At 39.1% G+C, this 13,002-nt stretch carries 14 protein-coding genes; 3 read left to right on the top strand and 11 right to left on the bottom strand.

Going from position 1 to position 13,002, the window contains the following annotated elements:
* Positions 1-10 precede the first annotated feature (10 nt).
* From AC07U8_RS20885 to ubiG, 10 genes are all read right to left on the bottom strand, one after another.
* Positions 11-943, bottom strand: a complete 933-nt coding sequence (locus AC07U8_RS20885) for a sulfonate ABC transporter substrate-binding protein (protein ID WP_085942780.1) — start codon at positions 941-943, stop codon at positions 11-13.
* A gap of 94 nt (positions 944-1,037) precedes the next feature.
* Complete coding sequence (locus tag AC07U8_RS20880) at positions 1,038-1,997, bottom strand: sulfonate ABC transporter substrate-binding protein (protein ID WP_105714170.1); 960 nt, start codon at positions 1,995-1,997, stop codon at positions 1,038-1,040.
* Between the two features lie 334 nt (positions 1,998-2,331).
* Entirely contained in the window at positions 2,332-3,687 is a 1,356-nt protein-coding gene (gene argA, locus AC07U8_RS20875) for an amino-acid N-acetyltransferase (RefSeq protein WP_034618293.1), read from the bottom strand.
* Positions 3,688-4,386: 699 nt separating this feature from the next.
* Entirely contained in the window at positions 4,387-4,749 is a 363-nt protein-coding gene (locus tag AC07U8_RS20870) for an RcnB family protein (RefSeq protein WP_494738549.1), read from the bottom strand.
* A 192-nt stretch (positions 4,750-4,941) separates the two neighbouring features.
* Entirely contained in the window at positions 4,942-5,238 is a 297-nt protein-coding gene (locus AC07U8_RS20865; RefSeq protein ID WP_494738548.1) for an RcnB family protein, read from the bottom strand.
* A gap of 208 nt (positions 5,239-5,446) precedes the next feature.
* The gene (locus AC07U8_RS20860; protein ID WP_034614751.1) at positions 5,447-5,848 is read right to left on the bottom strand and encodes an RcnB family protein; all 402 of its coding nucleotides are present in this window, start codon (positions 5,846-5,848) and stop codon (positions 5,447-5,449) included.
* Between the two features lie 281 nt (positions 5,849-6,129).
* The gene (locus AC07U8_RS20855; RefSeq protein ID WP_167468963.1) at positions 6,130-6,285 is read right to left on the bottom strand and encodes a hypothetical protein; all 156 of its coding nucleotides are present in this window, start codon (positions 6,283-6,285) and stop codon (positions 6,130-6,132) included.
* Between the two features lie 215 nt (positions 6,286-6,500).
* Positions 6,501-7,247 (bottom strand): YciK family oxidoreductase, encoded by a 747-nt coding sequence (locus AC07U8_RS20850; protein WP_004723535.1) that lies wholly within the window; start codon positions 7,245-7,247, stop codon positions 6,501-6,503.
* A 261-nt stretch (positions 7,248-7,508) separates the two neighbouring features.
* Entirely contained in the window at positions 7,509-8,183 is a 675-nt protein-coding gene (locus AC07U8_RS20845) for an HAD family hydrolase (protein WP_419280523.1), read from the bottom strand.
* A complete protein-coding gene (gene ubiG / locus AC07U8_RS20840) occupies positions 8,180-8,893 on the bottom strand; it encodes a bifunctional 2-polyprenyl-6-hydroxyphenol methylase/3-demethylubiquinol 3-O-methyltransferase UbiG (protein WP_004723533.1) in 714 nt (237 codons plus the stop codon). Before ubiG ends, AC07U8_RS20845 begins: the two co-directional genes overlap by 4 nt.
* Positions 8,894-9,122: 229 nt before the next feature.
* Here ubiG and AC07U8_RS20835 point away from each other — a divergent pair, with 229 nt between their 5' ends.
* The gene (locus tag AC07U8_RS20835) at positions 9,123-9,740 is read left to right on the top strand and encodes a thiol:disulfide interchange protein DsbA/DsbL (RefSeq protein ID WP_494738547.1); all 618 of its coding nucleotides are present in this window, start codon (positions 9,123-9,125) and stop codon (positions 9,738-9,740) included.
* 78 nt (positions 9,741-9,818) lie between these two features.
* Here the strand turns inward: AC07U8_RS20835 and AC07U8_RS20830 are convergent, their stop codons facing one another.
* Complete coding sequence (locus AC07U8_RS20830) at positions 9,819-10,463, bottom strand: TetR family transcriptional regulator (protein WP_209828850.1); 645 nt, start codon at positions 10,461-10,463, stop codon at positions 9,819-9,821.
* A 174-nt stretch (positions 10,464-10,637) separates the two neighbouring features.
* Between AC07U8_RS20830 and AC07U8_RS20825 the strand changes: the two genes are divergently transcribed.
* Entirely contained in the window at positions 10,638-11,660 is a 1,023-nt protein-coding gene (locus tag AC07U8_RS20825; RefSeq protein WP_494738546.1) for a ferredoxin reductase, read from the top strand.
* A gap of 119 nt (positions 11,661-11,779) precedes the next feature.
* Entirely contained in the window at positions 11,780-12,919 is a 1,140-nt protein-coding gene (locus AC07U8_RS20820) for a fatty acid desaturase family protein (RefSeq protein WP_494738545.1), read from the top strand.
* Positions 12,920-13,002 lie beyond the last annotated feature (83 nt).

Genomic DNA, 13,002 nt, shown 5'->3' with positions numbered 1-13,002 from the left:
TAGAAAAATATTATTTCGCTGTCCAAACGGCTTGTTTGATATCAATGCTGTTTGGAATAATTTTGAGTTCGCTAAAACGATTGGCCAGCTGTTGTTGATCTGCAATTACTTTTGCTGAAAGCGGTGCTGCACCCGAAGGTCTTGGGCGTCGTTCAATAAAAGTTTGACTAACTTTCGGTTTTAAACCAGTACTTTGCCCGATGGCTTGCGCTGTTGCGACACGATTGGCTTGTACCCATTTATCCGCAGTATTAATTTGCTGGATAATGCCTTTAACTGCTTGAGGATATTTCTTTACAAAATCTGGAGATGCCAAATAGAAGGTATAATTCGGACTTAAACCTTGCCCTGAAGCGAGGATACGCGCCTGATCTTCGACTTGAGCAGAAGCAAAGAATGGGTCCCAAATCGCCCAAGCGTCGACAGCACCTTTTTGAAATGCAGCACGGGCATCAGCAGGGGTTAACCAAATCGGTTGAATGTCTGACCATTGCAAACCAGCTTTACGGACAGCTTGTACCAATAAATAATGCGCACTTGAGCCTTTCTGTAACGCAATACGTTTACCTTTCAACTCATTCAGTTTGGTGATTTTTGAATCTTTAGGCACTAAAATTGCCGAAGCCAACGGTTTGGCTGCTTCATAGGCAATGTAGTACAGCGGTTTATTCGCGGCTTGGGCATATACTGGTGGGGTATCGCCAGTGACACCAACATCCAGAGAACCTACAGCAAGGGCTTCTAAAATTTGAGGACCCGCAGGGAATTCATTCCAAGTGATTTTGGCATTTGGGAATTCTTTCTCATACAACTTTTGTTGTTTGGCGATTGCAAAATTAATAGAACTTTTTTGAAAGCCTATACGTAATTCTTTTACCGTTGGATCGATTGCCCACACAGAGGCTGAACCCAGCATTGCGCTACAGATCAACATCGTGGTCATGGCATGAGTCGTTGCATTAAACCATGATGCTGTGTTTTGTTGTGCGATTTGCTGGGTCATATTGATGTCCTCTTTAACGGCGCTGTTGGCGAAATTAGTTCGCTAAAACAGCTGCTTGAATGTTGATTTTATTGGGAATAAGTTTTTGTTGATAAAAAGCATCTGCGACAGCTTGCTGTTTCTTTACCACATCGTTAGAAATTGGAGTCACACCAAAACCCATACGAGAAATTGAGGTATTCAAAATATCAAGTGGTAAGCCTGTCGGTTTTTCTAAGAGTTTTGCCGCATCGGTTTGATGTTGAGACACCCACTGCGTTGTCGTATTCAGTTCATTGACCACAATTTTTAAAACATCAGGATGTTGTTCAGCAAACTTACGATCAGCCAAATAGAATTGATGGTTGTTGACCAAGTTTTGACCTGTCGCAATGACTTTGGCATTGAGTTGTTTTTCTGCAGCAGCAAAGAACGGATCCCAAATGACCCAAGCATCTACAGCACCTTTTTCAAAGGCAGCACGTGCATCAGCTGGAGGTAGGTAGACCACTTGAATATCATCAAGTTTTAAATGATTTGCTTCTAAAACTTTGAGTAAAAGATAATGTACATTTGAACCTTTATTCAAAACTACACGCTTACCTTTTAAATCTTGGACTGATTGAATGGCTGAATCTTTCGGCACAATTAAGGCTTCAGCCAAAGGTGCAGCAGGTTGATTGGCAACATAGACCAGATTTGAGTTTGCAGCTTGGGCGAAAATAGGCGGTGCTTCCCCAGATTCACCAAAGGCGACACTACCGACATTTAAACCTTCTAGCAGTTGAGGACCAGCAGGGAATTCAACCCATTTCACATTTACCCCTTTTTCCTTTAAGGCTTTATCTAAGTCGCCACGTGCTTTGATAATGGGCAAGACCCCATATTTTTGAAAACCGATATTTAAGGTTGTGGTTTCTTGTGGTTTTGAGCATCCAGTAAGCATCATGATGGTGGCAAGGCTAGCACTTATAAGGGTGATTTTTTTCCACGAAGGTTGAAATAAGCTCGCCATGAGTCACGATGCTCCTATAAAGTCAGAAAAAGGCATGAGCATCAGCTTAAAAGGCTTTGTATTTTCAAAAAAATAAGTTTTTAGTGATTGCTAATGAAAAAAACAGATAAATAATTAACTGCTAAGCTTAGCTATAAATGAGAAATATAAAGTGGATATTCTATAAAAATATAATGTTATAAGAATTTGAAAATTATGATGTTATTTGTATTATCCAATCGCCATATATAGATTCCACCCTCAAGAATAAGAAAATATTCTGCTTGATGGAATCTATAGCGATAAGCTTAGCAGCAAATGTGATAATTGATTGAGAATAAAAAAATCATCAATTTTAAGCAATTGATTTTTTAAAGACCATCGAATTACGTTGATAGTTATACAGCGCTTGTCGGGCTTCGGGTAAATCATCAACATTGGCCAGTTCAAATCCATGCTCTAAGAACCAGTGTGCGGTTCGCGTGGTTAATACAAACAGTTGTTGAATACCCAATTGACGTGCATTTTCTTCTAGGAAATGCAAAATTTGGCTACCACGATTAGATTTGCGATAGCTTGGGTGTACGGCTACACAAGCAATTTCGGCCGATTGCACTTCATTGTCTGTTGATGGAATCGGGTAGAGCGCTGCACAGGCGAGAATTGTTCCATCTCGCTCAATGACGGCAAACTTTTCGATTTCATTTTCTAAACGTTCGCGTGAGCGATAGACTAAAATACCTTCATCTTCCAAAGGGCGTAATAGATTAATCAAACCGCCAACATCACCAATATTTGCCATACGAACTTCTTCATAATGGGCATCGGTGATCATGGTGCCATGTCCATCACGGGTGAAGAGCTCTTTAATCAATGCACCATCATCGCTATAGGAAAGCAGATGAACGCGATTTACGCCTTTTAGTGAGGCTTCTTTTGCATTGTGCAAATGCAAAGCGATTTCAAAATTTGAATCTTGGTATTTTTCAATATGCTTATCGAGTTGTTGCGGGGTAATTTCACGTCTCAATTGCCCATATTCATCCATTAAGCCCTGTTGATTGCCTAAAAAAATTAATTTATCGGCTTTGATATGAATGGCCGTTTTTGTCGCAACTTCTTCTGCAAGTAAGTTAAATACTTCACCCGTGGTGGAATACCCAGTAGGACCAAGTAATACAATATTTTGATTGCCTAAATGGCCTTGAATGGCTTCAGTATCAATCGTGCGAACTTCGCCAGTGAGTTGGAAATCGACACCATCACGAATGCCATAGGGCTTTGCTGTGACAAAATTACCTGAGACCACATCAATGCGTGCGCCAAACATGGGTGAATTGGCTAGCCCCATAGACAATAATGCTTCGATTTGTAGACGAATCGAACCAACGGCACTCATAACACAAGGCAGCGATTCACGTGTGGTGACACGACGGTTGATATGGATTGGGCTTTGAATTTTATTGTGAAGCAAGTTGGCAGTAATTTGCGGGCGAGCGCCGTGGACTAAAATGAGTCGTATGCCCAATGAATGCAGTAGCGCAATATCATGAATAATATGCTGAAAATTTTCATGTTCAACAGCTTCACCACCAAACATCAATACAAAAGTTTTACCACGATGGGCATTGATATAGGGTGCAGAGTGACGAAACCAATGCACGTATTCTTGCGTTGTGCTTTGTATTGTTTCTAAACTGTCGGTTTGCATGCCTATCTCAGTATTGATGATTGCGATACAGCGATTCTAAACAAAAATAGTGCAAGAATAATAGGGTCTGCTGACAATTCGTCTATGTTTGCGACTATGCGGTTTTTTAGGTGATACGAGGCACGAAATACGAAATTTAGTCATTCTAAATGATGAGAAACATCGTTTCGCAAGGTAACGAAGTAGCGGCAAAAAAACACGCTAGTCCTGAAAGGTTGTAGCTAAAATTATCTCAGTCTGCGTTATGAAACTCGAAAATAGTCTCGCTATTCCCTTCGTTTCCTGCCTTGCCTGCTCAATTTTATTCTACAACGCAAGCCATTTATGAAATGTCAACAGACCCTAATCAATAAAAAAAGCACTCGAACGTGGGAGGACGAGTGCAAAAGGGTCATATGAGTGTTGCGATTCAGATTGGATTATTGAGTTAAAAACCAAATATTTTAAGGATTACTGTTCATTGAAATGACATAATCTAATCTTTTCATTTTGAACAATTTACTGAGGATATTTGCCTTTTTAGCTAATTCAATAATTAACCAGTTCAGATTAAATCTAATCGTAAAATATAGAGAAACTATGGAGATATAAATGAAAGTATGTAGTTTATTTATTTGCCCAATCAATTAGATTTTAATCATATTCTCAAAATGTGAAAAAACCCAAGCTGAGTTGGGTTTAAAAGTTAAAATATCGACATTAACCAATCACACGAATAATACGATTATTTCGCTCATTTACCAGCACATAATCACCATTTACTTTATACCATTGCTGATATCTTCCAGGTTTAGGTAACTGACGGTAGTTTTTATAATTGACATGATAACGCGAAGAATTGAATTGAGTCGGGAAGTACTGTCCTGAGCGCCAGCGCTGTTTCGAATTTACTCGGTTGTCATAATGGTTGTTGTTATTCCAACGATTGTCATATTTATGATCCCAATGGCTTTGTTGATAGCGGTTGTGATCATTGCGATGATAATCATGCGGTGCAGCCATTGCAGATGTTGCAATCAGCGCACTCATCGATAAAGTCAGTGTCGTTAAGATATTTTTCATTTGATTCACCTGAATTGAACTTTTGTCCTTTGATCTAATCAAATTACTCAATAATTTGAGATAAACGGTGAGCAAGATTTAGGTGAATTGTGAAATGTATGAAGACTTGATGAAGAGACCCATTGGGGTTTTCTTTTTACAAATAAAAAAGCCCAAAAAAGAATTTGGGCTGTAAATATCGTAGTTTGGATATTATCGAATCACACGGATAATATGGTGGTTGCGTTCATTAACCAGTACATAACGCCCATCTACTTTATACCAGCGTTCAAATTTAGCCGGTTGATGCAGGTTTTTGTATGCACGATAATCATTCACATAATAGCGATTGTCATGATAATGATCAGGTAAAATGACACCTTCTCGCCATTCAAATTTTTCATGTGATGCAACAGGGCGATGATTTTGACCATGATCCCAGTCAGCCATTGCTGAAGTAGCAACTAAGGCACTGAGTGATAGTGTGATGGCGCTTAAAACTTTTCTCATTTGAATCGACCTTTTAAAACGGATGCTTTATCCGATCATTCAAATTACAATTTAAGTTAAGATAAAAAATGGAGAAATATCATCTAATTGTCAATTTTATGGAGGTTTCTAGCGTTTTTTAAAAACAGATTGTAAAAGCTGAAATTTAGACAAAAAAAAGCTCAAACAAAAAGGTGTTTGAGCCTATGAAACCACAATATTTAAAAAACTACATCCCTCGGATATTCACAATATTATTATTGTCTGAGTCGACCAAGATATAGTCATTGTTAATCTTATACCACTGTTGATTACGTGAAGGTTTTGGAAGATTTTCTTCTTTATAATCAACTTTATAACTATTACCACGATAATGCTGTGGCATTACATAACCCATTTGCCATTTGTGCTGTTGCAAACGTTTTACACCACGTTCTTCACGTTCACGACGTTGTTCTTGAATGTTGTCATCGTCATTACCACGATCACGATGATTGCGTCCACGATCTCCACGGTCACTTTTGCCACGATCAAAACCATTGTCATCGTCAAAGTGAGGACCTGCACTGCTGATCTGAGCCGTCAACAGCGTTGATAAAGAGATGGCGATGATCGCTAAAATCTTTTTCATAATCGTCCTCGCTTATTCAATATGTTTATTTTGACCTCACTACTGTACTGCTAAATTGCAGAGAAACTGTGAAGAAAGTTCAGTTTTTCATTTAAAATGACAGACATAATAAAAACATATTTATGTAAAAGTGAAAAGGGTTATTGCAAAGCTTTGAGCTGTAATGCATCGCAGCAAATTTTTTTTAGCGGAATATGTGACTAAAAAATGTAAATATTTATGAAAATAAACTTGTATGCAGGCTTAGAGAGATGACCCCGCTATAAATTGAGCCTGAATGATTAATACCACTGCTGATTCATCTGCTTTAAACAATTGATCGCTTTGATCATCTCTTTAGCTTGATGGGCATCATCTAAGGCCTGAATAAACTGATTTGGAAGCTGTAATTGTTCGATAGAACGAATCATCTCTACTTTATGTTTTAAATCTTTCATAAAAAAACGCCTCAAATTGATCTGCTTAACTTGAGTAACACTATAGAGGAAGCGTTATTATTTAAGAAACTGAATAAAGTTATAGTTTTTATTGGGTAAAGCGATTTTGATGTGGGCTTTTATTAAATTTTTATTTTGACTCTGTGATCAATATTTTAAATGACAGTATCTCTTATGATTTTCTCCACGCTTCGAAAAGCGCGGAGAAACAGACCCTAATCTTGTGCGTCGATACTCTCACCATTCAACGCAAGGCTATCATCTCCCATGAGGTAGAGATAAGCAGGCATGATGGCTTCAGGTGATGGTAAAACCTTTGGATCTTCATCAGGATAAGCTTTGGCACGCATAGCGGTACGGGTCCCACCTGGGTTGATACAATTATATCGAATATTTGGATAAGTATTTTCTTTAGCAAATATTTTACTGACCGCTTCAATCGCAATCTTTGAAACCGAGTAAGCACCCCATTGCGCACGTGCTTCACGTCCTACACCAGAGCTGGCGAAAACGACTGATGCATTTTCTGATTTTTCCAGTAAAGGCAGTAATTCTTGGGTGAGCACAAAGGGTGCACGTAAATTCACCGCCATCACATCATCCCAAACCTCTTCTGGATAATGTGCCAACTCAACACGCTCTCCTAAGATTCCGGCATTATGCAAAATACCATCTAAGCGGCCAAATTGTTGCTCTAGAGTATCGACAAGCAGTTCATAGTCACGTGAAGAGGCAGTAGAAAGCTGCAAAGGAAGAATGGCAGGTTGCGGGGCACCAAGTGATTCAATTTCATCATAAATGACTTCAAGTTTATTGAGCGTGCGACCATGTAACACGACTGTTGCGCCGTGTAAGGCGTAGCTGAGCGCAGCTGCACGTCCAATACCGTCTCCCGCACCCGTAATAAGGATAATTTTATCCTTCAATAAATCTGGGCGAGGTTGATATTCTGAATACTTCATGGGAGACCTCCTATAGTTGTTATGATGTCATTTAGGCTTTGGACGCAATGTCGTTACCCAATCAAACAATGTTTCTCATCATTTAGAATGATTAAATTTTATATGTCTTACTTTGCACTGTTGGAAAAGAACTGCTTCTCGTAAAGCGAGCCGAAGTGCCAACAGCGCTATCTTCTATATAAAAACATTGAAACATCATATTCAAGATGTTTCAGTGTTATTTATCATGTTGTTGGGTAAATTGAATGATTTTCTTGAACTTTAATTATTCACAAGTTTTCGAATAACTTGATGTAATTCATCGACATTCTCTACGATACAGTCGGCTTGCCAAGCATTTAAATCATCTTTGTACTGTAATGGTAAATAACCATATGCTGCGAGGATTGTATACATTTGCGCATTACGTCCTGCATCAATATCGCGCGGATGATCACCCACATAAATACATTGTTCAGGTGCAATCTCAATTTGCTTTGCCGCCAGATACATTGGCTCAGGATCTGGTTTGGTCTGAGCGACATCTTCAGGGCAGACCAGAACAGCGCAACGTTGTGTGAGGTTCAATGCGTTCAATAGTGATTCACTTAACCAACGTGGTTTATTGGTCACAATACCCCAAGGGATCTGTTGGCTTTCTAACTCTGCCAAAAGTGGATACATACCCGCAAACAGATCTGTGTCTACAGCAATGTCATCACCATACTGATCTAAAAAGCGTTGGCGATGCGCTAAAAAGACTGGATCATCCACTTCAAGTTCAGGATAAACCAGTTTTACCATTGCACGTGCGCCCTCAGAAACCTGAGTGCGGATCAAATCCGCATCAACCACTGCGCGGCCTTCTTCTCGACACATATTTTGAATAATACGGATAAAATCCGCAGCCGTATCAATCAGTGTTCCGTCTAAATCAAAAAGAACCGCTTGCATCAAACACCTTCATTCACAGTATAAACCATGTAATTCACATCAACATTGGGCGCAAGCCAGTAATGCTTTGTGAGTGGGTTGTAGTGTAAGCCAGTCATATCTTTAAGTTTTAAACCTGAGTTACGAATGTCATCTGCAAGTTCAGACGGTTTAATAAATTTATGATAATCATGGGTGCCTTTTTTCAATAAACGTAATACATATTCCGCACCAATAATTGCGAATAAATAAGACTTAGGATTACGGTTAATTGTTGAGAAAAACACATGACCATTTGGTTTAACTAACTTTTGACACGCTTGGATGATGGATGCTGGGTCAGGAACATGTTCTAGCATTTCCATACATGTAACAATATCGTATTGTCCTGCTTGTTCTTCTGCGAGTTGTTCCACAGGAACCTGGCGATATTCAATATTTTGAACATTTTCTTGTTCAGCGTGTAAGCGAGCCACATTCAATGGTGCTGCACCCATGTCGATACCTAAAACATCGGCACCACGACGCGCCATACTTTCAGCCAAAATCCCGCCACCACAGCCCACATCAAGAATCTTTTTGCCTGTAAGACCATTGGCATGTTCATCAACCCAGTTTAAACGCAGTGGATTGATTTGATGTAAAGGTCTGAACTCAGAGTGTTGATCCCACCATAAAGCAGCAAGTGCTTCAAATTTAGCAATTTCCTGTGGATCAACATTAAGTTGCGACATGCCGGGCACCTCTAAGTAAATTGTTTTAATCAAAAATTAAGTTCAGTTATGCTAGTCTTTGTTAACACTTCGTCTATTTATGAAATATCAACAGACCCTAGTGTAACCATAAATCCAAAAAAAGCGATGAATCGTGTAAAAAACTTCACAGAAGGAAAACGATTTTCCCATATTTGTTTTATAGTGAATGCATAAGCTATACGAGATGACAACGAGGACAATAAAGTCAATGAAAAAATTTATTTTAGGTGGCATGACTGCCATGGTGATGGCGTTTTCTGTAAATGCCATGGCTGCCGATTTTGTTGCAGGTAAAGATTATACCGTGGTGCAAAACCCAGGAAAAGTTTCACTTCCGGGTAAAATTGAAGTACGTGAGTTTTTTTGGTATGGATGCCCTCACTGCTTTACATTAGAACCGCATATGCAAGCGTGGTTAAAGAAGATCCCTAAAGATGTTAACTTTATCCGTACACCTGCAGCAATGAATCCATTATGGGAACAAGGTGCTCGTGCATATTATGTGAGTGAAGCATTGGGTGTACGTAAACGTACGCATTTGCCTTTATTCCATACCAATCATGCAGGTAATCAGCAAGTTCTACAAAAAGATGCTTTTGCTAAATTCTTTACTCAGTACGGTGTGCCTGAGGCGAAATTTAACAGTATGTATAGTTCTTTTGCGATCACTGCAAAAATTGCTGAATCAAATCAATTGGCACAACAGTACCAGCTTTCAGGGGTGCCTGCTGTTGTGGTAAATGGTAAATATGTGGTTCAAGGTGAAGATGGTAAAGTGACGCAAGTTGTTGACTATCTGATCAATAAAGAACGTAAAGCCAAATAAGCTTTGCTGTTTTAAAACCCGCAATTGAATTGCGGGTTTTTTATTGCTGGTGATATAGGGGCGAGTTTGGGAGATAAATTAAGCTTTATCTCGGTCCCAATTTTCGATGCCTTTAAAAATTAAACGGATTTGCGTTACCGATTGTTTTTTAAGCACCATTTTTTGCAACTCAAGTTCTATGCCAGAGTACTGTCGAGATAAGTTGATCCATGACATTGCCCAAGTAAAAGATAAATTAATCAAAATATTGGTGATCACTTTTAAATCATTCTCATCATGAAAATTTGCGATAACTTCAAACTTTTTTAACGCGTTGGCGAGGTCATCATTCAGGAAGTCAATTTCACGGGCGATGGCTTTACGCACCACCTCTGAACCACCCCAACGTTCCGCGATCATAAAAATCCATTGTTGCGGACTGCTGTCTACAGCCTCAAAAAACAGCGCCATGCTGGTTTTGGTTTTCGCTTCAGGATGCGCTAGGCCTTTGCCTAATTGATGTAAGACATTCTTTAAATAAAGCGCAACTTGATCCACCAGCTCTTTACCCAATTCATCCATATCTTGGAAATGGCGATAAAACGCTGTCGGAACCAAACCGACTTCACGGGCAACTTCTCGCAAACTGATACTCGAAAATGAACGACCCGATGTGCTTAAAGTTAAAGCAGCATCAAGTAAAGCCTGACGGCTTTGTTGTTTTCGTTCATCGCGTATCGACATTCTGGTATCCAAAGATTTTTGTTGTGATGAGTCTATCAAAAATAAAAACAAATTAAACGACGAATGTCAGTGTACAGGTGTTGACTGAATTTAAAAAATGATTATAGTGTACATATGTTCACTAAAAGAACGTTTGTTCACTCAATAAATAGCAAGCACAAAGAGGAACGTCACATGAGTAGCTATATGCAGTATCAGCCAGAATGGGTTCGTGAGGATTTTGTCGATTTTATCGCTGAAAAAATCAATCCTGTTTGGGCTTGGAAAAAGGTAAAAGCCACGATTATTAAAACTCGTGCATTAAGCCCTGATTTTTATCAAATTCAATTACGTCCAAATCGTAATTTTAAGCATCAACAGTTTAAAGCAGGACAATCTGTTCTTGTCACTGTTGAAATTGCAGGTGTGCGTCAACAACGTAGTTATTCTGTGGTTAAATTTTTGAATAATGGCGATATGATCATTGCTGTGAAACAGCAGGGTAAAGTCTCCAATGCACTGAGCCAAATGGCTTTTGGTAGCATTGTTGAACTGTCACAAGCTCAAGGTGATTTTGTTTTAGCTCAAGACGCATCGCCATTGTTATTAATTGCGTCAGGCAGTGGAATTACTGCAATCCATTCTTTATTGCTTGAAGCACTTAAAGATTCAAATCGTCCAATTGATTTAATTTATTTTAGTCGTGATGAGGCTTTTGATACAGATCTAGAACAGCTTTATCAGCAACATGGGTTGTTGAATTATCACCATATTCATACCGCTCAACAAAAGCAACATTTAACTATCGAGTTATTGGAAAGTTTGGTTCCTGATTTCCAACAGCGTCAAAGCTATGCGTGTGGTGCAAGTGCAATGATGCAAAGCATCAATCAAATTTTTCAAGATTTGAATATCACAGATCGTTTGAAACAAGAATATTTCCAGATTGCGGTAGATGAAAGTTTAGAAGCACAACCGATTGTTTTTTTACGCTCACAACAAGAGTTTGATGCGAAATCAAATCTACTTGAAAGTGCTGAACAAGCGGGGTTAAAGCCAACTCATGGTTGTCGTATGGGGATTTGTAATACCTGTACCTGTACCAAAGTGAGTGGTTCGACCAAAAATATGCTGACAGGTGAAATCGACCATGCTTCAAATACACAGATCAAATTGTGTATCAGCCAAGCGATAAGCCCTGTGGTCATTAATCTGTAAATTAAAACAATCATTTCAATAAATTTAAACAACTTCTCGGTCTGTTGAACCTAGGCGTAGGAAGTTGTACCCAAAATTCAGCTAAGGCTTCTAAAAATGAAGCGCTGAGGAGCAAGACAATGAATATGTCAGTTACTTTTCCAAACAGTAAATCGAAACATTTAAACCCAGAACAAACAGCAGAATTTGGTCGCCGCGTTGATGAAATCCGTCGTGAAATCATGGACAGTTTAGGCGAACAAGATGCCAAGTATATTTATAAAATCCGTAATTTTGTCCGTTATAGTGAAATTGCTTCACGTGGTATGTTGATGTTTGGCGGATGGATTCCACCTGTTTGGGTGGTGGGTACGGGATTGCTGGGCATTTCGAAAATCGTGGAGAATATGGAGCTGGGTCATAATGTCATGCATGGTCAATTCGATTGGTTAAATGACCCAAGTTTGAATGGTGCAAATTACGACTGGGATACCATGGCAACAGGTGATGATTGGAAATACACACATAATTATGTGCATCACACCTATACCAATATTGTGGGTAAGGATCATGATGTGGGTTATGGTTTACTCCGCGTTAGTGAATCACAAAAATGGGAACCGCGCTTTTTGTTTAACATCCCTTTAGCGATTCAATTGATGGTGTTTTTTGAATGGTATGTTGGCTTACAAAATTTACATTTGGAAGATGCGCTGATCTATAAAACAAAAACCTGGAAGCAGGTCTGGGCAGATGCGGCAAAATTTCGTAAAAAAGCCCGTCGTCAAATTCTAAAAGATTATGTGTTTTTTCCTGTGATTGCAGGACCCAATGCTTTACCTGTTTTAGCTGGGAATGCCATTGCCAATGTGATCCGCAGTTTGTGGTCTTCAGCGGTCATTTTTAATGGTCATTTCACTGAAGATGCAGAGACTTTTGAAGCCGATAATGTGGAAAATGAAACCCGTGCTGAGTGGTATTTACGTCAGATTCGTGGTTCAAGTAACTTTACTGGAACAGACTGGTTGCATATTTTGAGTGGGAATTTAAGTCATCAGATTGAACATCATTTGTTCCCTGATATGCCAGCCAATCGTTATTCAGAAGCTGCTCCAAAAATTAAAGCTTTATGTGCAGAATATGGCATTAACTATAATGAAGCGAATTTCTTTAAACAGTTCGGTAGTGTGTGGGGACGTTTAGCGAAATGTTCTTTACCTAATCACTGGACCACAAGCATTACTCAATCAGTGCAGAAAGTGAAAGGGATGTTTGCTTAGATTTTATTTTACAAAGCCCTTTTGTGGTGGCGAAAGTCTGAAAGAACCTTGTTGAGAGCGGCAAGGTTCTTTTGTTTAAAATA

This window comes from Acinetobacter sp. GW821-FHT01E09 (assembly GCF_059422385.1).
The sequence above is the reverse complement of the archived record's forward strand: the minus strand, read 5'-3'. Positions and strand labels throughout refer to the sequence as shown.

Excerpts from the sequence above, each read along its gene's own strand:
- AC07U8_RS20885 (WP_085942780.1), bottom strand. The coding sequence starts at position 943 with ATGACCACGATGTTGATCTGTAGCGCAATGCTGGGTTCAGCCTCTGTG.
- AC07U8_RS20880 (WP_105714170.1), bottom strand. The coding sequence starts at position 1,997 with ATGGCGAGCTTATTTCAACCTTCGTGGAAAAAAATCACCCTTATAAGT.
- argA (WP_034618293.1), bottom strand. The coding sequence starts at position 3,687 with ATGCAAACCGACAGTTTAGAAACAATACAAAGCACAACGCAAGAATAC.
- AC07U8_RS20870 (WP_494738549.1), bottom strand. The coding sequence starts at position 4,749 with ATGAAAAATATCTTAACGACACTGACTTTATCGATGAGTGCGCTGATT.
- AC07U8_RS20865 (WP_494738548.1), bottom strand. The coding sequence starts at position 5,238 with ATGAGAAAAGTTTTAAGCGCCATCACACTATCACTCAGTGCCTTAGTT.
- AC07U8_RS20860 (WP_034614751.1), bottom strand. The coding sequence starts at position 5,848 with ATGAAAAAGATTTTAGCGATCATCGCCATCTCTTTATCAACGCTGTTG.
- AC07U8_RS20855 (WP_167468963.1), bottom strand. The coding sequence starts at position 6,285 with ATGAAAGATTTAAAACATAAAGTAGAGATGATTCGTTCTATCGAACAA.
- AC07U8_RS20850 (WP_004723535.1), bottom strand. The coding sequence starts at position 7,247 with ATGAAGTATTCAGAATATCAACCTCGCCCAGATTTATTGAAGGATAAA.
- ubiG (WP_004723533.1), bottom strand. The coding sequence starts at position 8,893 with ATGTCGCAACTTAATGTTGATCCACAGGAAATTGCTAAATTTGAAGCA.
- AC07U8_RS20835 (WP_494738547.1), top strand. The coding sequence starts at position 9,123 with ATGAAAAAATTTATTTTAGGTGGCATGACTGCCATGGTGATGGCGTTT.
- AC07U8_RS20830 (WP_209828850.1), bottom strand. The coding sequence starts at position 10,463 with ATGTCGATACGCGATGAACGAAAACAACAAAGCCGTCAGGCTTTACTT.
- AC07U8_RS20825 (WP_494738546.1), top strand. The coding sequence starts at position 10,638 with ATGAGTAGCTATATGCAGTATCAGCCAGAATGGGTTCGTGAGGATTTT.
- AC07U8_RS20820 (WP_494738545.1), top strand. The coding sequence starts at position 11,780 with ATGAATATGTCAGTTACTTTTCCAAACAGTAAATCGAAACATTTAAAC.